This is a genomic window from Actinomadura scrupuli, assembly GCF_050971785.1.
GTDB classification, from domain to species: domain Bacteria; phylum Actinomycetota; class Actinomycetes; order Streptosporangiales; family Streptosporangiaceae; genus Actinomadura_E; species Actinomadura_E scrupuli.
The window spans coordinates 149,594-172,299 of the sequence record NZ_JBPCCU010000014.1 but is presented as its reverse complement, the minus strand read 5'-3'; the positions used below and the strand labels follow the sequence as shown (position 1 = coordinate 172,299).

The following is a 22,706-nucleotide window of genomic DNA, read 5'->3' as shown; positions in this document are numbered from 1 at the left end:
ACGAACTACTCGAATGCCCGGAGACGTCGCCCACCGGACGGCCCGATGCGCCCGGCCGATCGGTTCGGCGTCGCGTCCCCTGGCCGAGTGCCCCCACGGTGCGAACCACCCACTGTGACAAATAGGGTCATTTGTCATGGCAGGAGCGATCACACCGGAAGCCCACCCGCTACGGCCGGGAGATCCCGCGTATCTCGGCGCCTACGAGGTGGTCGGCAGGCTGGGGGAAGGCGGTCAGGGCTCGGTGTTCCTGGCCCGCCGGGCCGGGGACCCGGAGTTCCGGGCGATCAAGCTGCTGCACACCGGGCTGACCTCCGACCCCCGGGCCCGCACCCGTTTCGTCCGGGAGCTGGAGGTGGCCAAGCTGGTCGCCCGGTTCTGCACCGCGCAGGTCCTCGACGCCGACGTCGCGGGCGATCGCCCGTACATCGTGAGCGAGTACGTCGCCGGCCGGTCGCTGCACAGCCTGGTACGTGAGGAGGGGCCGCGCGCGGGCGGCGCGCTGGAACGGCTGGCGATCGGCACCCTCACCGCGCTCGCCGCGATCCACCAGGCCGGGATCGTCCACCGGGACTTCAAGCCGCAGAACGTGATGCTCGGCTCCGACGGCCCACGGGTCATCGACTTCGGGGTGGCGCGGGCCCTCGACGCGGCGGGCGAGACCCAGAACGTCGGTACCCCGTCGTACATGGCGCCGGAGAACTTCGACGGCCGGCCCATCGGCCCGCCGGTGGACCTGTTCGCCTGGGGCAGCACCATGGTCTTCGCCGCGACGGGCCTGCCCGCCTTCGGCAACGACGAGATCGGCGAGGTGATGCACCGCATCCTGCACGCGGAGCCTGATCTCGGGGCCTTCCCCAGCCCGCTGCGCGAGGTGGTGGCGGCCTGCCTGTCCAAGGACCCCGACCAGCGGCCCACCGCACGAGAGGCCCACGAGCGCCTGCTGGACACGGCGCCGTCCGCACCGGCCCTCACCACCGCACCGCTCGCCGCCGCGCCCACCACGGTGGCGGCGTCCTCCGCGCCTCCCGCCGTCGCCGCCCCAGCGGCCGCCGTACCGCCCCCCGGGCCGGCGCCCATGCCCGCGCCCATGCCCGCCTCCATGCCACTGACGGTGCCGGGCGGGATGCCGCGGGCCGGTCGCCGCTTCCCGGTGCTGCCGCTGCTGGCCGGTGCGATCGTGGCCACGCTGCTGCTCGCCGTCCCCGTGGTGTGGGCGACCGTACGCGGTGACGGCGACCGGCCGGCCGGCACCGCCGCGGAGGCGACGCCCGGCCCGGAGGCACAGGGCAACGGGAACACCGCCGGGGGCACGACGACCGGCGGACACGACGGCCAGAGCGGCAGCGGCAAGAAGGGCGGCGCGGTCGCCACGCCCGGCAGCACGGCGACCCGGTCCCCCGCCACCGCGGGTACCCCGCAGGCACGGCCCACCGGCGCTGCCGGTGGGCGCCCCGGGAGCGGCGGCGGGGAGACGCCCCCCGTGGTCAAGAATCCCTACACGCCCGAGCAGGTGTGCAACTCGGGCGGCCACGGCTCGGGCTACTACCGCCAGCGTTCCAGCTCGTTCAGCGGCGGCTCGGTCCACCAGCTCTACAACGGCTCCGGCTACAACTGCGTCGTCACCCTCAAGACCGTCAGCGTCGGCAAGAAGACCAGCGTCTGGGCGACGCTCACCCGCAAGGACGGCCAGAGCGCCACGGACAGCGGAGCGTTCGCGTACTACGCCGGGCCGGTCTACCTCTACGCCAAGGGTCAGTGCGTGAAGTACCGGGGCGGCGCCGGCCAGGCCAGCGCGTCCGTGTCGTGGGCCAACTGCGGCTGATCACCATGGGCCCGGCTTCCGGCGGACCGTGGGCCGCGCCGCGCGGCGCCGTCTCATCTGCGCCGCGCGGCGCCGGGGGCGCTGGCCTCCAGCAGGCCGTGCGCCTGCAGCGTCTGCTCGGCGGTGGGGCCGAACAGGCGCAGGCAGGTGTCGCGGAGCTCCAGCGCCACGGTGTGCGCCCCGGCGAACCGGCCGAGCGCGTGCTGGACCCAGCCGATCAGCTGACGGCTGTCCAGGGTGTCCTCGTGCTCGTTGCCGAGCACGCGTGCGCGCGCATGAGCGACGTCGTACGCCAACGGGAGTGCCTCGGCGTTCCGTCCCAGCATGTGCAGCGTCCACGCGACGGTGTTGCGCGTGTCGAGCGTGTCGGCGTCGTCGGGTCCCAGCACCTGCTGCCGCGACGAGGCCACCCCCGCCGCGATCGGCAGCGCCTCCGCGTGGCGGCCGAGCATGTACAGGATCTTCGCCAGCAGGTGCCAGCTGGTCAGCGTGTCGGCGTGGTGCGGCCCGAGGACCCGCGAGCGCGCCTCGGCGGCGCCGTAGACGACCCGCTCGGCATCGGCCTCCATGTCCAGCATGTACAGCGCCGTGCCGACGAGGTGCCGGCTGCTCAGCGTGTCGGGATGCTCCGGCCCGAGCAGCTGCATCCGGGTGCGCGCCACGTGGTCCGCCAGCGCCAGCGCCTGGCTGAACCGGCCCTGGTAGCAGTGCTCGACCGCGATCTCGTGCTGGTGCTCCAGATCGGAGAGCCGGGGGTCGGAGAGCAACGCCTCCTGGCCGGCCCCTGATCCGGGCAGGGCCCATGCCGCCGCGGGCGCGGGCTCCGGCGGCGCCGCCCGGGCCGGCGCTTCCGGCCGCACGGCCTCGGCCGGTGTTTCCGCGCGTACGGCCTCGGACGGTCTTTCCGGGTCTACGGCCTCGGATGATGCCTCCGGGCGTACGGGCTCGGACGGCGGGCCGGAGAGCGGCACGGGTGAGGCGAGCGACGGGTCGGTGGTCACCGCCGCCGTGTGGGCCACGCGGAGGGCTTGCAGCCGGCGCGTGACCGTGACCGCGTCGGCGGGGCGATCCGCGGGATCCTTCGCCAGCAGTTCGCGGACGAGCCCGTCCACGTCCTCGGGGATGCTCTGGTCGGCCGCCCTGGGGCCCGGCGGGGTGAGGTTGAGGTGGCCGTTGATCAGGGCCGGGATGCCCTGGTCGACGGGGAAGGGCGGACGCCCGCACAGCAACTGGTGCAGCAGGCAGCCCAGGGCGTACAGGTCGGTGCGCCCGTCGACCTCGCCCGACGAGAACTGCTCCGGGGCCATGTAGACCGGGGTACCGATCATCCCGGTCCCGGTGAGCCCGGTGGCGGACTCGACGAACCGGGCGATCCCGAAGTCACAGATCTTCACCCAGCCGTCCCGCAGGACGATCAGGTTGGCGGGCTTGATGTCGCGGTGCACGACCCCGCGGGCGTGGGCGGCGGCCAGCGCGCCGCTGATCTGGACGGCGAGCGACAGCGCCTCGTCGAGCGGCAGGCCCCCGGGCCGGCGGGCCAGCACCCTGCCGAGGTCGTCGCCGTCGAGCAACTCCATCACCAGGTAGAGCAACTGCTCGGGCGGGTGCTCGTCGATGTCGTGGACGACGGTGATCCCCGGGTGCTGGAGGCCGGCGGCGAGCTGGGCCTCACGCCGGAAGCGGGTCACGAGTCTTGGGTCGGCGTCGGCCTGGGCGGGCAGCAGCTTGACGGCCACGGGCCTGTCCAGCCGCAGGTCTGTGGCGCGCCAGACCTCGCCCATCCCGCCCCTGCCGATCCGCTCCACCAAGCGGTACCGGCCGCCCAGTTCGAGCCCCTCGCGCATACCCGCCTCCGTTCAGCCCGGCGTTCGGAGCCGATCGAGAAATCGTGCCGACCAACGGGGCGGGACCGCCACCAAGCGGTCAGCATACGCAGGCAGGGCGGCTCCCCGGAGATCTGTACATCGAAAGCGTAAGTTCCAATAATGGTGTTGGCACATGACATCTCGGACTGCTGGAGCCGGCATGGAGCACCTCGGCATTCTCGCGCACAGCACCGAAGGGGCCGCGCTCTGCTTCCGGGCCTTCTGCCAGGAGGGCTTCGCCGAGCTGGGCTCCCATCAGCATCCGGACGTCACCATGGACTGCATCTCCATGGCGCACAGCATGCCCGCGTGGGACGAGGGCGACCACGCGTCGATCCGGGCGACGCTGTCGGAGAGCGTGCGACGGCTCGCCCGCGCCGGCGCGGACTTCTTCGTCTGCCCGGACAACACCGCGCATCTGGCCCTCGAACAGCCGGGCGCGGATCTCGCCCTTCCCGGCCTGCACATCGCCGAGGTGGTCGCGGACCGTGCCGCTCACGACGGCCGTACGCGCGTCGGCGTGCTCGGCACCAGATACCTGATGGACGGCCCGATCTATCCCCGGGCCCTCGCCGACCGCGGGATCGCCGCCGAGGTGCCGGACCCGGACGACCGCCACATCATCAATAAGATCATCTTCGCGGAGCTGGTGAACGGTGTGTTCACCGCGGGCTCGCGTGCGGAGTACACCCGCATCATCGGCCGGCTGGCGGACCGGGGCTGCGACGCCGTCGCCCTCGTGTGCACCGAGATCCCGCTGCTGGTGACGCCCGACGCCTCCCCTCTGCCCACGCTCGACTCGACCCGCCTGCTGGCTCGCGCCGCCTTCGAGGTCGCCGTCGGCCGCCGGGCCATGCCGGACTGGCGCGGCGGACCGGTCGGTCGACCGCCGGGTTCGTCCTCCCGGGTGTCCTGAGGCCGATCCGTGCGCGGCGCCTCCCGCCTGCCGAGGTTCCGTAACCGAAGTGTGTCGGTGCTGTCATACGAATCCGTACCCGTTCCGTACCTCCTGACATCCGCTGTTCTCCCTGGTCACGGCCGCCGCCGTACCGGTCCCCGGCCGTGGCAGAATCATCGCGCGTGACGATCAAGGCCGTGCTGTGGGACTGGACCGGACACTTCCGCCGCCGGGGCGCCGACGGGGCGTCCAGGACGAACGAGGTGATGAACGAGGTCACCGATGCGACCGCGCCGATCGTGGTGCCGCTGCAGGAGCTGCTCGCCGGAGGCAACCACGTGGTCTCCGTCATGCCGGTCGGCGTGGTCCAGCGGACCGGGAGGACGCCCGCCGAGCCCCGCGCGCTGGCGGACAGGCTGTACCGCGCCGGCGGGGTCGCGCTGAAGGTGGCGGCCGTGCGGCCCGTCCCGCCACCCTGGCGTGACCGGCTGCACCAACTGGTCGCCGCGCAGATCCCCACCACGGCGAGCTGGTCGAGCCGGCAACCGCCCCGGCAGGAGCTGTCCGCCCAGCAGATCGAGCGGGTGACCGCGCTCACCGACGAGCTCGCCGATGTGATCGAGGCGCGTCTCGGCCCGATCTCGAGCGCCTTCGAGATGTCGTCCCACAGCGGCGACTACCGTGCCGCCGCTCGTGACATCGCCTACTCCTACGACCTGAGCTGGGACGACCTCCTGCTGGTCAGCGACGGCTGGGGCGCACTGCTGCACATCGGGCTCACCGACTGACGACCGCCCGGGCGGGTCGGTGGCCGCCAGGGCGGCGGGCTCGCAGGAAGGCCCCGTCTCACCGGCGCTGTTCCGGGCGCGCGGGCGCGATGATCGTGGCTGCCGGGCGGTCGCCGCCGGTGGGCGCTGGACCGAGTACCTGGCACCGCGCGGATCCGTGCCGGGCCCAGAGGGCCGCCGTCCATGCGCACATGAGGGCGTCGATGAGGTCTTCGCGATGCTTGTAGGCACGGTCGTCCTGCGGGGACGGCTCCTCGGTCAGCCGTCGAGTGATGGGGTGCGAGTCGAGCCGGAGGGGCGGATCGGCGGCCGCCAGCCCGTCGAGCCGTCGGATCAGCTCGTCGCAGGCCACGGCGCGTCGTGGTCTCCAGGCGGAGACGGGCATGCCCTTGGGTTTGCGCTTGTAGCGCGGGCGCTCGCGGTCGTAGCCGAGCTCCGAGGCGCCGACCAGGGTGGTGTACGGATAGCACTCCGACACGACGCGGCCTGCCGCCGGTGGACCGTCGTGGCCGTCGGCGTAGGTCCACCCGCAGGCCTCGAGCCGTCCGCGCAGGGTGACCCCGGCGAGCCGCGGCGAGTTGAGGTTGGTGGTGTTGGCGCTGACCTTCCACCGGCCGTACCGCTGTCCGACCTGTGTCTCGCAGAGGCGTTGACCGGCGGGGTTCGTCACCACCAGCGGCGCGTCGACGAACAGCAGGGCCGGATCGTCGTCGGTGGCCTCCCTGATCCAGTTGAGGGTGCCCGCCGACCCGCGGGTCCACCCGGCGTCGAGGACCCGGCCGCCGTCGTCGAGAACGGCGACCCCGCTCTCGTTCGCCGCCTGCCGGTCATCGTCTTCTCGCCACGCGAGGTCCACGCCCAGGTACCTGCCGATCGCCATACCGGGTTTGTACACGGGGCCCTCCGGGCGGCTGCGTTCATTCGGCAGGTCGTTCACCGGATCTCCTGGTGCCGGGGCTCCGGCGTGGTCGCCGGGCCCGGGGTGGCGATCTTCTGGAAGACGGGTGCAGGAGCGGGGAGCCGCCCGTCCAGGGGTTCGCACTGCCGGGTGATGCGGGCCGCGGCGTCGGGCAGGAAGGGTGCCAGGTGCTCGGCGATCGTCCGGCATGCCCGGATGAGCTCGGCCAGGACCGCGTCCAGTCGGTGCCCGGCGTGCTCGTCGCCGTCGCGTTCCCTCCCGGCCAGTTCCCAGGGGCGGACGTGCTCGACGTACCGGTTGGCCTCGTCGACGATGGCCCAGACCGCGGACGTGGCCCTGCGGAAGTCGAACTCGGCCAGTGCCGTGCCGACGAGGCGGGGTGCTCGCCGGCATGCCTCTCGGAGGCCCTCCCCGCCGGGAGCCGGCGCTGCACCGACGGGGACCTGCCCCTCGCGGTAGCGGTGGGTCATGGCGACGACCCGGTTGACGAGGTTGCCGAGTCCGTTGGCGAGTTCGTCATTCGCGCGGGCGACGAGCCGGTCGAGGGTGAAGTCGGCGTCCCCGACCCGGGGTACTTCGCGCAGCAGCCACCAGCGGACGGCGTCCGTGCCGTACTCTCCGGCGAGCGCGGCCGGGTCGACGGTGACGCCGCCGGACTTGCTGATCTTACGGCCGTCGACGGTGAGGTAGTCGTGCACCAGGATGTCGGTCGGTAGCGGCTGGCCGGCGGACAGCAGCATGGCCGGCCAGTAGACGGCGTGGAAGCGGAGCACGCCCTTGCCGACCAGGTGGACGCGGTGCTGGGCTCCGGTCCACCAGTGCCGGTGGTCGTCGCCCCCGGTGCCGTACCCGAGGGCGGTGAGGTAGTTGCCCAGGGCGTCCCACCACACGTAGATGACCTGGCTCGGATCGCCGGGGACCGGGATGCCCCAGCCCCGGGCGCGGGCGGTCGACCGGGAGACGGAGAAGTCCTGCAGGCCACCGGCGAGGAAGGCGAGGACCTCGTTGCGGCGTCCGGCGGGCTCGATGCGCAGAGCACCGGTGGCGATGAGGTCGTGCAGCCGGTCGGTGTAGCGGGAGAGGCGGAAGAACCAGTTCTCCTCGGCGACCCGCTGCGGCCTGGTGCCATGCTCGGGGCAGTGACCGTCGTTCAGCTCGGCCGGTGTGTAGAACTGCTCGCAGCCGACGCAGTACAGGCCCTCGTAGTGCTTCCGGTAGAGGTCACCCGCGTCCGCGCAGGCCCGCCAGAACCGCTCGACCCCGGGCCGGTGCCGGGGGTCGCGGCTGGTGCGGATGACATCGTCGGCCGACAGCGACAGCGGTCCGGCCAGCGCGACGAACGCGGCGGCGTTGCCGTCGACGAACTCCTGGACACCGATGCCCGCGGCCTCGGCGGCCAGCACGTTCTTCAGCGAGTTGTCGTCCGTGCCGGTCTGGAACCTGACGTGATGGCCTTGCCCGCGACGATGGCGGGCGAGCACGTCGGCCTGCACGAGCTCCAACGCGAATCCCAGGTGGGGACGGGCGTTGACGTACGGGATCGTGGTGGTGAGATAGGTGTGCGGTGCGGTCATCGGAACCTCCGGGATCCGGGGCACCGACCGCGGACATCGATCGAGGCCCCGTGAGCAGGGCCTCGGAACGATCGTCCGTGCAGCGTCAGCGGCCCCGTGAGCGGGGCATCATCACCTGACCTGCGGACGTGTTCATGACGTCATGGTAGCAACGCAGGCGTGGCCGCTGCTCGCCCCGAGGTGCGCCACGGACCGGCCGCCCCGGCTTCCACGATGACCCTGTCCTGGAGGTTCGGTTGCACTCACCTTCACGGTGCATTCCGTCGATAGCTGCTTACGATGTGTGGCTTTCTTGCACAATGTGGCGGTGAGCGGGGAAAGAGCCTACGTGCGGGTGGAAGGCGACGTACGAGGTCAGCTCGTGGTCGGTGACCACAACGTGGTCGTGACCGCCGAGCATTCGGTGGTCACCGTGCTCCAGCCGGGCGAGCGGCCGCGGCCCGTACGACGGGAACGGGTCGCGCTGCTGCCGCGGCGGACCGTGATGCTGCGGGGGCGGGATCGCGAACTGGCCGACATCGACCAGGCCGTCGCCGCGGCCGAGCCCCTTCAGGTGCACGGCGTGGAGGGTATGGGCAAGAGCACGCTGATCAGGCATGCTGCCCGCCAGATGGACGGCGCGGACGCCGGAGTCGTCTTCCTGAACACCGCCGGCCGGGACGTGGGCGACATCGCCCAGGATGTGTTCGAGGCCTGCTACGACAGCGAGGGCTATCGGCCCTCCGCCGTCGAGCTGCGGCGGCTGATGACGGGTGTCGACGTACGGGTCGTGCTCGACGACGTGGAGTGTCCCGGCCCGGAACTGACCCTGCTGCTCGACCTGCTCCCGGACGCGGCCATGGTGATCGCCTCCTCCACACGGTCGTTGTGGGGACGGGGGCGGATGCTGCCGCTCGGGGGGTTGGACCGGCAGGACGGCCAGGCACTGCTGGCGGACCTGCTCGAGCGCCCGCTGATGCCCGCCGAGGCCACGGCTGCCGACGCGTTGTGGGAGGTGACCAGGGGAAACCCGCTCCAGCTCGTACGTGCCGCGGCGGCCGCTCGCCCAGGTCCGGACGGCCAGGTGGTGCTGCCACGTCCCGGCGAGGTCGCCTCCCTGGTGCCGGTGCTGCTGAGCCGGTTGTCGCCGGTGGAGCGGGAGACGGTCTCCCTGCTGTCGGCCGCCGGTACACCGGTGTCGGTGGAGTTGCTGGCCTTCCTGCTGGGGGCCGAGGACTTCGCCGGTACGCCCGGGCATCTCGGTGCGCTCGGCCTGACCAGCCTCTCCGAACACGGTTGCCGGCTCACCGACGGCGTGACCGCCGCGCTGCCCGCGGAGCTGACGCCGGGCCCGGAGAGGCTGGCGGGACTGGCCGGCCGGCTCCGCGAATGGGTGGCCGCCGCGGGACGTTCACCGATGGACGTGGCCGACCACGGCAGGCTCGTGACGGCCGTCATCGAGGCGGCGACCCTGGCCGGGCAGAGCGACGCCGCCGCACGGCTGGCCGCCGCCGCGTCCCCGGGCGTGGCCCGCTCGCTACGGTGGGCCTCCTGGGAGAACATCCTCGCCCGTGGGAAGGCCGCCGCCGAGGCTGCCGGCGACCGGCGCCTGGTGGCCTACTTCACCCATGAGGACGGCATCCGTTCGCTGCTCACCGGCAAGCGGGTGGCGGCAGCGGCGGCGCTGGGCGCGGCGGCGGCGATCTGGGCCGACCTCGGCGCGAAGGGGCCCGCGACCGTCGCCCAGCAGGCTCAGGGGCTCTGCGCGCCGGGTGCGGCACCACCACCCGTCGTGCCGGACCCGGGCTCCGCGGCGACGGCGGCGAGCACCCCGGCGACATCGGGTGCGGCCAGTGCCGTCACGGCCAAGGTCGTCGCTGCCGCCGGGCTCGCCGTCACGGCCGCGGCGGCCGCCGGAGGCGTCACCGCGTACAACCACTACGTCAGGACACCGCACCGCGCGTCGGCCCCGGCGGTGCAGCTCTCCCACCTGAACTCGCTGGGCTGCGCCCGCGCCGGATCGACCAAGGCGACCTGGTCACAGAGCACTCCGAGAGCGGAGTTCCAGGTCGTCAACAACGGCTCCCGGCCGGTAACGGTCTATTGGCTGAACTACACGGGCGGCCGCGAACGCTGGGCCGATGTCGCGCCTGGATCTCGCCGGAGCTTCCCCACGTTCCTGACCCATCCATGGCTGATGACCAGCAGCTCAGGCCGGTGCCTCGCGGTCTTCCTGCCCACCAGCACCCTGGGACGGGTGACCGTCAGTGGATGAGGCCGGTCAGGGCACCCAGATGCTGAACAGGCCCGAGGTCAGCGCACCGGCCGCCGCCCCCTCCACGATCACGCGGAGGCTCTGACCGAGGGTGCGCAGACGGCGGTGGTCGGCTGCCGGCTCGCCGGCACCCGCCACGATCTCCCGGACGAGCTCCTCGGCGGCGCGCCGCTGCTCCTCGCTGACGCCGAGCACGGGGAGGGCCTGTCCGACCGCCCGGGCGAACTCCGTCAGCCGGGAAAGGTCTACGGCATTTTCAGCCGGTCCCATTGTGGCGGCATTGCCTGTCCCGACAAGGATCTGCCCCGACACGTCGCCGCCCACGTGGAGGTAGTGACCGTCCCGGTCATTTTCGGCCATTGGTGCCCCCTTTTGCCCCCCGTGAGTTTAACATTTCCTCGGTTTCGCGCAGATGATCGGCAGCAGGTCATCGGCCGTCCGCGGGACACAGCGCGGGCGTCCTCGGTGGGCCGCCGGTGCGCGGGGCGCCGGCCTGACTACCCTCGGAACGAGCGTTCGTCCGCCAGGGCAGGAGCCACCGCCACATGAGCCGCAGCGAGCCGACACCGGTACGACTCACCACCGGCCCCCGGACCGCGGCAGCCATTCGCGAGGCCGCCGCCGACCTGTTCTACCAGCACAGCTACGAGGCCACCACTCTCCGCCAGGTCGCGGCCCGGGTGGGCATCACGGTGGGCAGTCTCTACAACCACATCAGCGGCAAGCAGGCCTTGCTGGCCTCGCTCATGCTGAGCATCATGGAGGACCTGCTCGCCGCGCAGGAACACGCGATCACGGGACGGTCCACCAGCCTGGACCGGCTGGGCGCGGGGCTCGACTGCCACATCCGCTTCCACGCCGAGCGCGCTCGCGACGTCTTCATCGGCAACAGCGAGCTACGGGCGCTCGAACCCGAGGACCGGGACAAGATCGTTAGTAGCCGGGACGTTTACGAGCAGACGCTCCGACGCCTCATCGCCGAGGCCTGCCAGGACGCCGGCGTCAAGGTACTGGACCTGCGGCTGCAGACCTACGCGGTGCTGGCCGCCGGCATCCACGTCTCGAGCTGGTACCGGGCGGAGGGTCCCCTGGAGTTGGACGAGATCGTGCAGATCTACACCGTCATCCTGCTCCGTCAGCTCGGCATCACGCCGCCGGCCGGCACGGACGCGGCGAGGTAGTCAGGTCCTTCGCGCCGATATTTATGATCTTGGGTGATTTCAGCCGGGATCATTGATCTCACATCGGCTGGTAGCGGTGTCTACTCCCCGTCGGAGCCGGAGCGGTATTGGAACCGCGTCACCCAATGCGGGAGATCGCGCTCGACGTCGCTCCGCTGCTGTAGTCCGGCCTCGAACAGATGCCTTGCGACGTGCTGCTGAGCCGGGCGATTCACGGCGGCCCAGAAGGCGTCCATCTGGTCTTTGTACTCGGCCTCCGGCCGCTGTGTGGCGCGGTTGACGAAGTGCTTGACGTCCCTGATCGTCTGCAGGTCGAAGGAGGCGACGCGGGACGCGAACTCGTCGACGAAGCCGTCGAGCTCCGCGTCGGGCAAGGCGCGATTCACGTATCCGTACTGTTCGGCGAGTGCTCCGTCATAGTCGAGGCCACCGTAGAGGATCTCGAAGGTCCGGCCCCGTCCGACCAGGGCGGGCAGACGTGAAGCGGGTCCTCCACCCGGGAGGGCGCTCATGCCGATCTCGAACTGACCGACGATGGCCTTCTCCCGGCTGGCGAAGCGCATGTCGGTAGCGAGGAGGAATTCGCTGCCCGCACCGCGCGCCCTGCCCCTGATGGAGGAGATGGTGGCCAGAGGGAGAGAGCTGAGACGGGCGAGCAGCGCCGTCCACGGGTGGACCTCCTCCGGGTTGGCCAGGACATGCCGCAGCTCGGTTTCGTCGGAGAGGTCGTAGTGGGCCAGGTAGAAGTCGGGGTCGGCGCTGTCGAAGACGATGACCGCGAGGCTGTCGCTCGCCTCGGCGCGCGTGAACAGGGAATTCAGCTCTCTCGTCATCGTCGCGTCGACGAGATTGACGGGAGGGTTGTCGAACGTCACTCGCCACAGGGCGGCCGAGTGCTCGGTCAGGATGAACCGTGTCGGTGAGTCCATGCGTCTGACGCTAAGGCGTGCAGGCCAGGTGGCGATTCAGCCTCGCCGCCGACACCCATGACCGCCGGCGTGCGGGTCAGCCGGCGTTGAGCCAGGCGAGGACGGCGAGGACGCGGCGGTTGTCGTCGGGGGCGGGTGGGAGGTCGAGTTTGGTGAAGATCTTGTTGGTGTGCTTGCCGACGGCCTTCTCGGTGACCACGAGGCGGTCGGCGATCGCGGCGTTGGAGCGGCCCTCGGCCATCAGGGTGAGCACGTCGCGCTCGCGCTGCGTGAGCCGGTCGAGCGGGCGGACGCGGCGGCTGACGAGCCCGGCGACGACTTCGGGATCGAGGACGGTGCCGCCGCCGGCGACCTGGCGGACGGCTGCGACGAATGCGTCGATGTCGGCGACGCGGTCCTTGAGCAGGTAGCCGACGGCGCCCTCCCCTGAGGCGAGCAGGTCGCGGGCGTAGAGCGGTTCGACCCATTGGCTGAGCACGAGGACGGGGAGGCCGGGGCGGGCCGCGCGGGCCGCGATCGCCGCCTCGAGGCCTTCGGCGGCGTGCGTGGGAGGGAGGCGTACGTCGACGATCGCCACGTCGACGTCGTCACGGGTGAGCGCGGTCGCCAGGGCGGCCGCATCCTGGACGGCTTCGACGACGACGATGCCGCCGGCCTCGAGGATGCGGGTCAGGCCGACCCGCAGGAGTGCCTGGTCCTCCGCCACGATCGCCCGGAGCGTGATCCCGGACTCGGTTATGTCGGGCATGGGATCTCTAGAGTCACGACGGTGGGGCCGCCGGGTGGGCTGTCGACGGTGAGCGTGCCGTCGAAGGCGGCCAGTCGCCGGGCGATGCCGGTCAGTCCGGAGCCGGCCGGGTCGGCGCCGCCGCGGCCGTCGTCGCCGACGGCGAGCCGCAGGCGGGTGCCGTCGTAGCAGCCGCGCACGTAGGCGCGGGTGGCTCCGGAGTGCTTGACGGTGTTGGCGAGGCATTCGGCGACGGTGAAGTAGGCGGCCGACTCGACGGGGTCGGGGAGCCGCTCGGTGACGGTCACCGACACGGTGACCGGGAGCGGGATCGGCAGGGCGAGCGCCTCGATCGCGCCGGCGAGGCCGCGGTCGGCGAGCACCGGTGGGTGGATGCCGCGCACGACCGAGCGCAGGTCGTCGAGCGCGTCGAGCGTGGTCTGGCGGGCTTCGTCGAGCAGGGCCTCGGCGGCGTCGGGGTCGCTCCTGACGAGCTTGCCGGCGAGGCCGACGGTCATCCCGACCGCCGCCATGCGCATTTGCGCGCCGTCGTGGAGGTCGCGTTCGACGCGGCGGATCTCGGCGGCCGACAGGTCGAGCGTCTCGCTGCGCGACTCGGTCACCTGCTCGACCCGGCGCTCGAGCTCGGCCAGGCGCGACCCGCCGAGGATCGCCCGCTCGGTGATCGCTCGGGCGCGCACCAGCGGCGGGGTGACGATCCACCACACGAGTAGCCCGAGCCCGCTGGCGCCGAGCAGCAGCACCAACAGCCGGCCGGGGGCGACGATCAACCCGACGGCATACGTGACCGGGGCGGCCAGCAGCACCGGCGGCATGAGCGACATGGCGAACCCGCCGGTACTGGAGAACCACACGAAGGCGACGTCGCGCCAGCGGGCGCCGTCGCGCAGCCAGCGCAGGGGCCGGCCGAGCAGGCCGCGGCCGGACGTGTCGGCGTAGGAGGCCGGGATCTCGGTGCCGAGCAGGGCACCGCTGACCCGCCGGTGCACACCGGCGAGTGCGGCGGCTGCCGGCACGGCGGCCAGGGCGAGGGGGAAGCCGACGCTGATCAGCCCGAGCGGCACGGACAGGACGAGCACGATCGCCAGGGCCAGTGCCGGGGCGGCGGCCAGCGCGTACCCGGCCGACACGAGCGTCAGCCGGAGCCGGTCGACCACCGCGTGCGTGTCGACCGGCCCTGCCCGGACGCCGTCGATCGGCGCGAGCAGGCGCACCGGGCGGCCGGTCGCCGGCGTCACGCGGACCGCGCCGGCTCGGTCCGGGCGACCCGGTGCACCGCGCCGCGGGCCGCTCCGAGCGTCAGGCCGACGACGCCGGCCACCAGCAGAGGCGGCAGCCAGAGCTGACCTTCGGGCACGACCCCTTCGCCGCGGGCGATCCCGAACGGGACGATCGTGGCGAGCGAGGCGATCAGCCCGAGCGCCGCACCGACCGCGGCGACGACGGCCGCCTCCGCCACGATGGCTCGTTCGACCTGGGTGGGCGTGGCCCCGAGCAGCCACAGGCGGCGCAGCTCGGCCCGCCGGTGGGCGATCGCCGCGGCGAAGGCGTTGATCACCATGATCGCGGCGAACAGGCTGAGCATGCCGACGACGACGTTGTTGAGCAGCGTGATCGTGTCACCGTCGTCCGACGCGCCGGCGGGCAGCGTGCGCCCGTCCGTGCCGACCGCCATCAGGGTGCCGACCGCCGACGACGTGAGCACGATCACCGGGCCGAGCACGCCGGCCAGCAGGTGCGCCCGGCGGAACGTGTTGTAGCGCGCGAGGTGCGCCTCGGCGCTGCGCCGCCCGAGCACCGGCCGGAGGGCGAACGATCCCCAGCGCAGCAGCACCGGCGCCAGCAGGGCGAGGCCGACGCCGACCAGGATCGAGTTGGAACCCGACGTCGCCATCGCCTCGTACGGGTCGTCGGAGTTCTTCGTCACGGTGACGGTGACGATCGCCATCGACACGCCGTAGGCGATCAAGGCGACCGCGCCGGCCACCCGCCACCAGCGCATCCGGCCGGCGTCGGCGCGGTCCTCGCCGGGCGTGACCGAGGCCGGGCCGCGGGTGGCGCGCCGGCCGGCGATCCCGGCTGCGGCGAGGCACACGAGCAGCACGCCGCCCACGGTGATCCCCAGCGACACCACGCCGCCACCGTAGTCGGCGTGGTCGATCAGACCGCTCGACTCGACCGCCGCGAGCAGGGCGCGTCCGGTGACGGAGGCGACCAGCGCGCCGGCGACCGAGGCGGCCAGGCACACCGCGAGCGTCTCGGCGCGCACGAGCCGGCGGGCCTGCCGGGCGGTGGCGCCGATCGTGCGCAGCAGCCCGATCTCGGCGTCACGCTGGGTCACGGTGATGCCGACGGTCGACGCCACCGAGAACAGCACGATCAGGGCACCCCATCCGCCGACCACAGCACCCATGATCGTCAGCGTCTCGGCGTCGGCGGACGAGACCGGGCCGGTGGCCGTCTCGACCAGCGTGGCGAACGAGCCGATCACCGCGGTGCCGAGGAGCACGGCCACGAAGGTGGCCGTGAACGCGGTCAGGCGGTGCCGCAGCGAGCGCAGCGCCAGCTTCGTCGTGTAGCCGCCCATCAGACCGTCACCGCCTCATGCGGCACCAGCTCGTCGAGGCGTGCCATCTGGCCGGCCACGGCCTTGGCGGTGGGGCGGTTCATCCGGCCGGCCAGGCGCCCGTCGACCAGGAACACCACGGTGTCGGCGAACGCCGCCGCGACCGGGTCGTGGGTGACCATCACGATCGTCTGGCCGAGCGCGTCCACACACGCCCGCAGTAGAGCGAGCACCGAACCGGCCGTGCGTGAGTCGAGCGCCCCGGTCGGCTCGTCGGCCAGGATCACGGCCGGATCGGTGACCAGCGCCCGGACGATCGCCACCCGCTGCTGCTGGCCGCCCGACAGCGCGGCCGGCAAGTTGCCGGCCCGATCGGCGAGGCCGACATGCTCCAGCAGGTCTGCGACCCGGGCCCGGTTGGGACGCCGCCCGGCGAGCCGCACCGGCAACTCGACGTTCTCGGCCGCCGTCAGATACGGCATCAGGTGGAACGCCTGGAAGACGAACCCGACCCGCTCCCGGCGCAGCCGGGTGCGGGCCTCCTCGTCCCAATCGGTGACGTCCTCACCCTCGATCAGCACCCGGCCCGACGTGGGTGTCTCCAGCCCGGCGGCGAGTGTCAGGAACGTCGACTTGCCCGACCCCGACGGGCCCATCACGGCGGTGAACGTGCCGCGCGGGAAGGCCAAGTCGACGCCCGCCAGCGCGGCCACCGCGCCGGCGCCCTCGCCGTAGGTACGGGTCAGCGCGCGCACCTCGAGCGCGTTAGTGGTCGGCGCCGCCGGCGGCGACAGTGGTGGTAGACGCGTCATCAGGTGCCTCCTGAACTGGGACGACAACGTTCACCACCGACGGTATGGAACCCTCCTCACGCGGTCGATGGGTCCAGGCTGCGTCTGCGAGGTAGGCCTAACCCCACCATGTTCGGGCCGGACCGGGCGTCGATGAGCGGATGATCTGGTTCGAGCTGCCGAATCTCTCGCTGTTACTGATCGACCGGCAGGAGTACGCCGCCTACGCCCGCCAGGGCGGCGTCAACGACTCGGGCGAGCCCGTTCCGGGCGAGAACGAGCACAGGCGGCGGTACAAGCAGGGCACGATGACCGCCTACAACATCGAAGCCCTCGACAAGTAACGTCAGGGGAAGCCGATCGACGAGCTCGCCACCGCCAAAAACGAGATCGAACGCCTCCGCGCCACAGTCGCCCACCTCGCCACCAGCATCCACCTGGGCGAAGACCCGACCCTCTCCAATTGACCCCGACACTCGCTCATGCCGATGAGCAAGCGGTGATGGGAGCGTTCTGACGTCATCTCTGGCAGACTGCGCCGTGTGGCGATAACACAGCAGATCGCCCGAGTTTCAGAGAAACAATTTGCCGCATGTCGGCAGTCGGCGGATGAGCTGAACAGGCTTTGTTCCTTCGAGCTGAGACCGCAGTCGGACTACGCCGATCTGGACTGGGCGGGTTCAGCCATGATCCGCGTCTGTGAACTGGCGGACCTCGACGCCCGGATCGTTGCCGCGTTGCGGCGGGCATTGGACGGAGACGCAGAGCTCAATGCGGCCTATCGCGATCATCCCGACACCGTCTGGGAACACCCGGTGACCGCTCTTGACCCGACAGCCGTCGCGCAGGTCTCAGGAGTCCTAGGAAAACTCGAACCACAGGCCGTTCTGGCGGCCCTCCCATCGGATCCCCACGAGGCAACGGCCGCCATTGGGGAAAACTGGGAGAACTTCGAAGGTGATCTACGAGGTTACCTGGCACGGCACTTCACAGCCCTGCTGAGCTTTTACGAGGAGACAGCGCAGCGAAATTTGGCTGTCGTGCTGTGGTGGGACTGACGCGCCGTCATGGCTTGGTCCGATTTCCTATCGAGCATCCGCTCCCACCGCGACTAGTACCAGGGCGAGGGCGTTGCGACACCTGGCGTTGAGCAGCGACGCTGGCCGAGCGCAGGAAAACGTGTCAGCAACCCGGGCGAAGCTTGACCCGGGCGGGTCGTGATCGGTCGATCACCAAAACTTCCGCCTTTTCAAGAAGCACGGCGACCCAGCCAGCGGTTGCCCGGTAGAGGAACCGTTTGAGGTGCTCGTCCAGGCTGCCCGACGTGCTGTCCGCCGAATAAACGCCGCCTATCTGGACCCAGTTCCTCTCCCGCAGGAAATCCGGCACCTCCTCCAGCGCACGCCAGGGCAGGGGTGTCCATGCTTCTTTCTCGCCGAGAAGCAGGACCAGCCCGTCAGAGGTGTACTGCGCCACAGTGAAGCGACCCCGTCTGGACGGGGTCGCCAGGACATCACCTGGAGAGACGACTGTACGACCGCATCCTCAACTCGTCCCCTCATACCCCGGATCATGGCTCGATTCCAACGGGATGTCGATGCATCCACTTATGCCGCCGATCAGGTGGGTTCAGAGTGTCAGGTGCGTTGATGGGAGTTGAATCTCGCGCTGATGATCGTGGCAGTCCTGATGCACTCGGTCGTCCGATGGCAGGCGACGTCAGACGTAGTCGACCGTGGCGACCTGCGGCAGCGAACGCAGCACGGGCGGGCAACGGGCGCTTTTCGATTAGCCCGGGATGCGGGGGGCGGGGTTCGGTGGACTTCCGTACGGGATCGTCGCGATGGGGTGCCAGTCCCAGAGCCGTTCTGGGCCATCCTGCACGACGAGGCTGACCGAGCCGATGGTGGTCTCGCAGCACGGTAGCTCGCGTCCGAGGGCAGCGATGATCGGGGCTGCCTGCTGGACCTGGGTGCTGTATGCCAAGGTCGCGTGCGGTGTCCAAGGCTGATGGTCTACGACGCCGTCTGAACTCGTCGCGTGCCGGGTCGCGGCCCGTACGGCGCGGAAGACCGGGTCGAGGGCATCGCCGGGCTCTACACCGAGCATGATCGCTTCCGGGTGGTAGAGGATCCGCCCGAAGCGGACGTCGATCGGTGGTATCCCGGCCAGCAGGCGGCCCGCCACCGCGACCATGGTGTCGGCCTGCTCCGCAGTGATCGCATCGGTCGGACCGACGACGAGCGTCGTGATGTGCAGCCACTTGCTCGGTACCAGGTGCAGGCCGGGGAAGGTGGCGAGCCGGTCCTGGGCTCGTCTGGCCAGCGCCTGCACCTGCGGGTGATCGTGGAGCAGCATGTGCCAGTACAAGAGGCCTTCGCCGGGCGCGGGCTCGCGCCGGTCGGCCCAGCGGTCGGCCATGTCGACCGGCATCGGGCTCATACGTTCTCCTCAGCAGGCTGGGCAGGTAGTGCGGCGGCGTTGAACTCCTGGATCTGTTCGCGAAGCCGCCAGGCCAGCGTGCTGTTGCGGAATCGGCGCTGGCGCAACCGTACGTCCATGGTCTCCAGGTATCCGGTGACGGTGGCCATGCGCAACTCCGGTGCCAAGGTCAGCATGGGAGCGATCTGCTCTGCGGCTCCGTCGAGGGAACCCTTCATGATGTACGCGATCCCGGCCCCGACGCGTACCTGCGCCCACGTACCGGCGACCCACGGATCGCCGGCGGCCCATCCCGCGTCCGCCAACTCGGCAGCCTCCAGCGCAGCGTCCGGATCGCCGGCCTGGGTAGCGACCGATAGCGCGTAGAGCGCCCGGCGCGGTGTGGGGCACGACCACGCCGATGATCCGGAGTCCGGGGCAAGTGGACTGGTCGCGACCTCCTCGGCGCGGTGCAGTGCTCGACGTGCTCTGCTGATATCACCCATGAGCCCGGCGGCGTTGGCCTCCTGACAAGCGAGAACGGATGCGGATCGGTGTCGCCGGGCTGCACCCGTATCCGCGTGCCGCCAGCTCTGCTGATTCCGCGTACCGGCGCCGCCACCGCGCGGTCTTGGCCTGCGCGCTCAAGGCGACGGCCTGGCTGGTGCCGATCTCCTGGGCGCACAGGGCTGCTGTCGCGCCGAAAGCCTCGGCCGCCCGGTCGTGACGAAGGTCGCCCGTACGTCTCGCACCTGATCCACGGTTCGATCGGCGAGGATCTCCCCCTGAACGAGGAAGCGCCGGGCCGTGTCCGGTTGAGCCTGCGAGCACATGTAACTACCACCGTGTTCCTCGGCCAGGCCGGAGACGACCCGTTCCTCGGCAGCCATCCACCAGTACTCGTCGTCGCTCGGATAGGGGCCTTGATCGAGGCCGACGACCCTCCACCAGGATCCACCCAAGCGATCGAACGACCCGCTTCCCGGCGATCGAGGAGCCGTATGGACCACAGCGTGACCACGCTCGACCAAGACCCGGGCGACCTCGCGAGCAGCCTCCTCGTCTGGCACGTCAATGGTGTACACGGTGGCATGTCGCGGTTGGTGGCTCATCAGGTCCTCCATGATCAAGAAGACTGGTTCCGCCGCACCATCTGGGACCCCGCTCGCACAGCGGCCAGCCTCGGTTTCATGCCCCGCATCCACGACCTCCACCACCTCCACCACGCCCACGCCTCCTGGCTCCTCGCCGGCGGCGCGGATCTGCAGGTCGTCAGGAACGTCTCGGCCACAGCACCATCGCCACCACTGAGAAGTACCTCCACACCCTCGCCGACGCCGACAAAACAGCCCTCGAAGCCCTCTCCAAGATCCGCCGAGGACGACACTGCAGCCGGTGGCCTGACCGAGGTCAACACATCCGCTCATGCCGACGAGCGGATGTTTCCCGAGGACCCCTCTGCAAGGCTCGCCAAAGCGCGGATCGCCGGGCTTGCTGAGCACTGGTGGTCTGGGTTTCAGTCGTCCGTCGCCTGCCAGATGTTGGTGGATCGCAGGAGTCGAGGTTCGTCGATTCAATAGGTTCGCGCATGTCTCCTCCTTCGTCGGGAAGAGGGACCCGCCTCGCCAGCGGAACTCATCGGAGCCCGACGACCACGTTGCCGATCTTCTGGCCCGTCTCGACGTACCGGTGGGCGTCGACGATCTCGTCGAACGGGTACCGCCGGTCGATTACGGGCCTGTACCTCCCGGAGGCGATCAGCTCCCGGATCTCCCGCATCACCTCCGCGCCCTCGCGTGGAAAGGGGAATTTCACTCGTCGGCTGAGCAATGCCAGCAGCAGGTTCTGGCCGCCGCGCCCGAGCTCGGATGACAGATAGACCCCGCCTGGTTTGAGCAGTCCCTTGCAGTGGCCGAATGTGCTCTTGCCCACCGCATCGAAGACCGCGTCGTGGATCGGCCCCTCGGAGGTGAAGTCGTCCTTCAGATAGTCGATGACCCGATCGGCTCCCAGCCCCCGCACGAGCTCCACGTGCTCCGTCCCGCACACCGCCGTCACCCGCACATCTCTCGCTTTGAGCAGCTGCACGGCCGCCGAACCGATGCTCCCTGTGGCCCCGTAGACGAGGACGTGTTGCCCACCGGCCGCCTTGGCCGCGTGCAGGAACGCCAGCGCGTAGTGCGAACCCTCGGTCCCCGCAGCGACCTCCTCGAACGAGAGCCCCTCCGGCACGGTCGCGATCATCCCCTTCTCCGCCACCGCCACGTACTCAGCGTGCGTCCCGAAGGGCCCCTCGTTGTAACCGAAGACCCGATCCCCCACCTCGAACAGCTCGACACGCTCTCCGACCGCCTCCACGATCCCCGCGAACTCGGTCCCCAGCACCGCCCGGCGCGGCCGCCGAAGCCCCGTCGCCACCCTGATGAAGAACGGCCGGGCGGCCCTATAAGCACAATCCGTACGGTTGACCGTAGTCGCATACACCCTGACCAGGACATCACCGTCTCCTACCACTGGTTCGTCGACCTCAGCGATCCGAACCACATCCGGCGCTCCATACCTGGCATACACCGCGGCCTTCATGCCCCGACCCTATGCTCGCCGGTGCACGTTCCTCGCCCCCCTTCCGTGGCTGAGGCGCCCCGAAGATTCCGGACAGAAAACAGCGAGACGTCCGCTCATGCCGCCGATCGAGTGACTGGTTGGACGTTACCGTCGCGAACGACCAGCTCCGCAAGCAACTGACCTGACGCCGATCCTCCAATGTCACCTCGCTGCCGTCCCGGCGGTGACCAGCAGGTCCAGCGGGATGCGAAAGCCCATACGATCGCTGGACCAATGATCACCTGGGAGGTGCGATGTCAGGGGCCGGCCCAGGGCAAGACGGCACGATCGTCATCTCCAGCCCTACCGACAGGGCGGTTGGACCATCGCTGCTGACGCTGTCGCCGCAGGGCGAGATGCTGCTGGCGGCGAGGCTGGGTGATGGCACGATCGGCTGCTGGGACGCAGGCTCTGGCGAGCAGAGGTGGCGTGTTCCCGACGACTCTGGGGCCTTCAGCCTTACCGTGATCCGCCCTCCGGGTGGGCGGATGCTGCTGGCCTCTGGTGGGGAGGAGGGAGTCTACCGCTGGGATCTGCTCACCGGCGAACCGCTACCGGGCAACCTCTCCGACGGTGACACGATCTGGTCGGTGGCCGCTGCAGCACTGCCCGATGGCCGGTCGATCCTCGCGGGCGCTGGGAACGACCATCTGGTCTACAGGTGGGACGCCGTCACCGGGCAGCCCATCGGGGAACCGCTGGCAGGCCACCGCATCTGCGTCAAGTCCATCGACGTCCTCACCCTTCCCGGCGGGGTGATACTGATCGCCTCTGGTGGTGAGGACGAGGCGATCCGCTTCTGGGACGCCGTCAGCGGAGAACCGATCGGCACAGCACTGAAAGGTCACAGTTTCCAGGTCTCCAGCCTTACCTCGACGACCTTGCCCAGCGGGCAGATCCTGCTCGCCAGCTCCGACCACGAAGGCGACATCAGACGCTGGGACGCGGTGACCAGAGAACCGATCGGCCGACCCATCCACACCGCCCGCTGGGGCGGACCGGTGATTGCGGGCCCCGCACCCGGAGGCGCCCGCCTGTTCGCCCTCTGCGAAGACAAGATCATACGGCAGTTCAACCCGCTGACCGGAGCACTGATCGACGACTCGCTCCACGGCAACGACATCGCAGTCGGCCAATACCCCGACGGCACCACGATCATCGCGACCAGCGCCTACCAAGAAGACATCACCCTGCAGCCGCTCCTCTGAACAGCTACCGATCCAGCAGCCCCCACCGCTCACCCCTGGCACAGACCAACACGTGGCTGTCACCCATGGCCATCAGCGGCGGTGTGTGCGGGCGACCCGGACGAGCGCTACGACGCGACGTGCTCCTGAAGTGAA

Annotated in this window: 22 protein-coding genes; 9 read left to right on the top strand and 13 right to left on the bottom strand. The window is 70.6% G+C overall.

What is annotated here, in order from left to right; all coding sequences use genetic code 11:
• The first annotated feature begins 136 nt into the window (after positions 1-136).
• A complete protein-coding gene (locus tag ACRYCC_RS41220) occupies positions 137-1,825 on the top strand; it encodes a serine/threonine-protein kinase (RefSeq protein WP_433819548.1) in 1,689 nt (562 codons plus the stop codon).
• Positions 1,826-1,878: 53 nt separating this feature from the next.
• On the opposite strand, the gene ACRYCC_RS41215 is transcribed toward ACRYCC_RS41220, so the two are convergent.
• Positions 1,879-3,669, bottom strand: a complete 1,791-nt coding sequence (locus tag ACRYCC_RS41215; RefSeq protein WP_433819547.1) for a serine/threonine-protein kinase — start codon at positions 3,667-3,669, stop codon at positions 1,879-1,881.
• A 154-nt stretch (positions 3,670-3,823) separates the two neighbouring features.
• Here ACRYCC_RS41215 and ACRYCC_RS41210 point away from each other — a divergent pair, with 154 nt between their 5' ends.
• The gene (locus ACRYCC_RS41210) at positions 3,824-4,606 is read left to right on the top strand and encodes an aspartate/glutamate racemase family protein (protein WP_433819546.1); all 783 of its coding nucleotides are present in this window, start codon (positions 3,824-3,826) and stop codon (positions 4,604-4,606) included.
• Positions 4,607-4,770: 164 nt separating this feature from the next.
• On the top strand, positions 4,771-5,376 hold the full coding sequence (locus tag ACRYCC_RS41205; RefSeq protein ID WP_433819545.1) for a hypothetical protein: 606 nt from the start codon (positions 4,771-4,773) through the stop codon (positions 5,374-5,376).
• A gap of 58 nt (positions 5,377-5,434) precedes the next feature.
• Here the strand turns inward: ACRYCC_RS41205 and ACRYCC_RS41200 are convergent, their stop codons facing one another.
• Together ACRYCC_RS41200 and metG are read right to left on the bottom strand one after the other, a co-directional pair.
• Entirely contained in the window at positions 5,435-6,256 is an 822-nt protein-coding gene (locus tag ACRYCC_RS41200) for a DUF429 domain-containing protein (RefSeq protein WP_433819544.1), read from the bottom strand.
• 53 nt (positions 6,257-6,309) lie between these two features.
• Positions 6,310-7,869: a methionine--tRNA ligase gene (gene metG / locus ACRYCC_RS41195; RefSeq protein WP_433819543.1), complete on the bottom strand. Its 1,560-nt coding sequence runs from the start codon at positions 7,867-7,869 to the stop codon at positions 6,310-6,312.
• Positions 7,870-8,176: 307 nt separating this feature from the next.
• On the opposite strand from metG, the gene ACRYCC_RS41190 reads away from it, so the two are divergent.
• Positions 8,177-10,123 (top strand): VHL beta domain-containing protein, encoded by a 1,947-nt coding sequence (locus ACRYCC_RS41190; RefSeq protein ID WP_433819542.1) that lies wholly within the window; start codon positions 8,177-8,179, stop codon positions 10,121-10,123.
• Between the two features lie 6 nt (positions 10,124-10,129).
• Here the strand turns inward: ACRYCC_RS41190 and ACRYCC_RS41185 are convergent, their stop codons facing one another.
• Positions 10,130-10,483 (bottom strand): hypothetical protein, encoded by a 354-nt coding sequence (locus tag ACRYCC_RS41185; protein ID WP_433819541.1) that lies wholly within the window; start codon positions 10,481-10,483, stop codon positions 10,130-10,132.
• A gap of 185 nt (positions 10,484-10,668) precedes the next feature.
• Here ACRYCC_RS41185 and ACRYCC_RS41180 point away from each other — a divergent pair, with 185 nt between their 5' ends.
• On the top strand, positions 10,669-11,304 hold the full coding sequence (locus ACRYCC_RS41180) for a TetR/AcrR family transcriptional regulator (protein WP_433819540.1): 636 nt from the start codon (positions 10,669-10,671) through the stop codon (positions 11,302-11,304).
• 80 nt (positions 11,305-11,384) lie between these two features.
• On the opposite strand, the gene ACRYCC_RS41175 is transcribed toward ACRYCC_RS41180, so the two are convergent.
• From ACRYCC_RS41175 to ACRYCC_RS41155, 5 genes are all read right to left on the bottom strand, one after another.
• Positions 11,385-12,233 carry an enoyl-CoA hydratase/isomerase family protein gene (locus tag ACRYCC_RS41175; protein WP_433819538.1) on the bottom strand — a complete coding sequence of 283 codons (849 nt, stop codon included), beginning with the start codon at positions 12,231-12,233 and terminating at the stop codon, positions 11,385-11,387.
• Positions 12,234-12,309: 76 nt separating this feature from the next.
• Positions 12,310-12,981, bottom strand: a complete 672-nt coding sequence (locus tag ACRYCC_RS41170; RefSeq protein ID WP_433819537.1) for a response regulator — start codon at positions 12,979-12,981, stop codon at positions 12,310-12,312.
• Positions 12,969-14,219: a sensor histidine kinase gene (locus ACRYCC_RS41165; protein WP_433819536.1), complete on the bottom strand. Its 1,251-nt coding sequence runs from the start codon at positions 14,217-14,219 to the stop codon at positions 12,969-12,971. The genes ACRYCC_RS41170 and ACRYCC_RS41165 overlap by 13 nt, the downstream gene beginning before the upstream one ends.
• A complete protein-coding gene (locus tag ACRYCC_RS41160) occupies positions 14,216-15,568 on the bottom strand; it encodes an FtsX-like permease family protein (protein ID WP_433819535.1) in 1,353 nt (450 codons plus the stop codon). The genes ACRYCC_RS41165 and ACRYCC_RS41160 overlap by 4 nt, the downstream gene beginning before the upstream one ends.
• The gene (locus ACRYCC_RS41155) at positions 15,568-16,359 is read right to left on the bottom strand and encodes an ABC transporter ATP-binding protein (protein ID WP_433819534.1); all 792 of its coding nucleotides are present in this window, start codon (positions 16,357-16,359) and stop codon (positions 15,568-15,570) included. The genes ACRYCC_RS41160 and ACRYCC_RS41155 overlap by 1 nt, the downstream gene beginning before the upstream one ends.
• 140 nt (positions 16,360-16,499) lie before the next feature.
• Between ACRYCC_RS41155 and ACRYCC_RS41150 the strand changes: the two genes are divergently transcribed.
• Positions 16,500-16,682 (top strand): hypothetical protein, encoded by a 183-nt coding sequence (locus tag ACRYCC_RS41150; protein ID WP_433819533.1) that lies wholly within the window; start codon positions 16,500-16,502, stop codon positions 16,680-16,682.
• A gap of 198 nt (positions 16,683-16,880) precedes the next feature.
• Entirely contained in the window at positions 16,881-17,396 is a 516-nt protein-coding gene (locus ACRYCC_RS41145; protein WP_433819532.1) for a DUF1877 family protein, read from the top strand.
• Positions 17,397-17,520: 124 nt separating this feature from the next.
• On the opposite strand, the gene ACRYCC_RS41140 is transcribed toward ACRYCC_RS41145, so the two are convergent.
• The 3 genes from ACRYCC_RS41140 to ACRYCC_RS41130 all read right to left on the bottom strand — a co-directional run bounded on the left by ACRYCC_RS41140 (position 17,521) and on the right by ACRYCC_RS41130 (position 19,085).
• Positions 17,521-17,814, bottom strand: coding sequence for a hypothetical protein (locus tag ACRYCC_RS41140; RefSeq protein WP_433819530.1), 294 nt, complete (start codon positions 17,812-17,814; stop codon positions 17,521-17,523).
• A 312-nt stretch (positions 17,815-18,126) separates the two neighbouring features.
• Positions 18,127-18,780 carry a 2'-5' RNA ligase family protein gene (locus tag ACRYCC_RS41135; RefSeq protein WP_433819529.1) on the bottom strand — a complete coding sequence of 218 codons (654 nt, stop codon included), beginning with the start codon at positions 18,778-18,780 and terminating at the stop codon, positions 18,127-18,129.
• On the bottom strand, positions 18,777-19,085 hold the full coding sequence (locus tag ACRYCC_RS41130) for a hypothetical protein (protein WP_433819528.1): 309 nt from the start codon (positions 19,083-19,085) through the stop codon (positions 18,777-18,779). The genes ACRYCC_RS41135 and ACRYCC_RS41130 overlap by 4 nt, the downstream gene beginning before the upstream one ends.
• 687 nt (positions 19,086-19,772) lie before the next feature.
• Here ACRYCC_RS41130 and ACRYCC_RS41125 point away from each other — a divergent pair.
• The gene (locus ACRYCC_RS41125) at positions 19,773-20,339 is read left to right on the top strand and encodes a hypothetical protein (RefSeq protein ID WP_433819527.1); all 567 of its coding nucleotides are present in this window, start codon (positions 19,773-19,775) and stop codon (positions 20,337-20,339) included.
• 55 nt (positions 20,340-20,394) lie between these two features.
• Here ACRYCC_RS41125 and ACRYCC_RS41120 read toward each other — a convergent pair whose 3' ends face one another.
• The gene (locus ACRYCC_RS41120; RefSeq protein ID WP_433819526.1) at positions 20,395-21,342 is read right to left on the bottom strand and encodes an NAD(P)-dependent alcohol dehydrogenase; all 948 of its coding nucleotides are present in this window, start codon (positions 21,340-21,342) and stop codon (positions 20,395-20,397) included.
• Between the two features lie 275 nt (positions 21,343-21,617).
• On the opposite strand from ACRYCC_RS41120, the gene ACRYCC_RS41115 reads away from it, so the two are divergent.
• On the top strand, positions 21,618-22,571 hold the full coding sequence (locus ACRYCC_RS41115) for a WD40 repeat domain-containing protein (protein ID WP_433819525.1): 954 nt from the start codon (positions 21,618-21,620) through the stop codon (positions 22,569-22,571).
• Positions 22,572-22,706 lie beyond the last annotated feature (135 nt).

What these genes read in the sequence shown, in the direction of transcription:
- ACRYCC_RS41150 (WP_433819533.1), top strand. Translation starts at nt 16,500, where the DNA reads ATGATCTGGTTCGAGCTGCCGAATCTCTCGCTGTTACTGATCGACCGG.
- ACRYCC_RS41200 (WP_433819544.1), bottom strand. Translation starts at nt 6,256, where the DNA reads ATGGCGATCGGCAGGTACCTGGGCGTGGACCTCGCGTGGCGAGAAGAC.
- ACRYCC_RS41185 (WP_433819541.1), bottom strand. Translation starts at nt 10,483, where the DNA reads ATGGCCGAAAATGACCGGGACGGTCACTACCTCCACGTGGGCGGCGAC.
- ACRYCC_RS41135 (WP_433819529.1), bottom strand. Translation starts at nt 18,780, where the DNA reads ATGAGCCCGATGCCGGTCGACATGGCCGACCGCTGGGCCGACCGGCGC.
- ACRYCC_RS41160 (WP_433819535.1), bottom strand. Translation starts at nt 15,568, where the DNA reads ATGGGCGGCTACACGACGAAGCTGGCGCTGCGCTCGCTGCGGCACCGC.
- ACRYCC_RS41120 (WP_433819526.1), bottom strand. Translation starts at nt 21,342, where the DNA reads ATGAAGGCCGCGGTGTATGCCAGGTATGGAGCGCCGGATGTGGTTCGG.
- ACRYCC_RS41115 (WP_433819525.1), top strand. Translation starts at nt 21,618, where the DNA reads ATGTCAGGGGCCGGCCCAGGGCAAGACGGCACGATCGTCATCTCCAGC.
- ACRYCC_RS41215 (WP_433819547.1), bottom strand. Translation starts at nt 3,669, where the DNA reads ATGCGCGAGGGGCTCGAACTGGGCGGCCGGTACCGCTTGGTGGAGCGG.
- ACRYCC_RS41210 (WP_433819546.1), top strand. Translation starts at nt 3,824, where the DNA reads ATGACATCTCGGACTGCTGGAGCCGGCATGGAGCACCTCGGCATTCTC.
- ACRYCC_RS41220 (WP_433819548.1), top strand. Translation starts at nt 137, where the DNA reads ATGGCAGGAGCGATCACACCGGAAGCCCACCCGCTACGGCCGGGAGAT.
- ACRYCC_RS41170 (WP_433819537.1), bottom strand. Translation starts at nt 12,981, where the DNA reads ATGCCCGACATAACCGAGTCCGGGATCACGCTCCGGGCGATCGTGGCG.
- ACRYCC_RS41180 (WP_433819540.1), top strand. Translation starts at nt 10,669, where the DNA reads ATGAGCCGCAGCGAGCCGACACCGGTACGACTCACCACCGGCCCCCGG.
- ACRYCC_RS41155 (WP_433819534.1), bottom strand. Translation starts at nt 16,359, where the DNA reads ATGACGCGTCTACCACCACTGTCGCCGCCGGCGGCGCCGACCACTAAC.
- ACRYCC_RS41175 (WP_433819538.1), bottom strand. Translation starts at nt 12,233, where the DNA reads ATGGACTCACCGACACGGTTCATCCTGACCGAGCACTCGGCCGCCCTG.
- metG (WP_433819543.1), bottom strand. Translation starts at nt 7,869, where the DNA reads ATGACCGCACCGCACACCTATCTCACCACCACGATCCCGTACGTCAAC.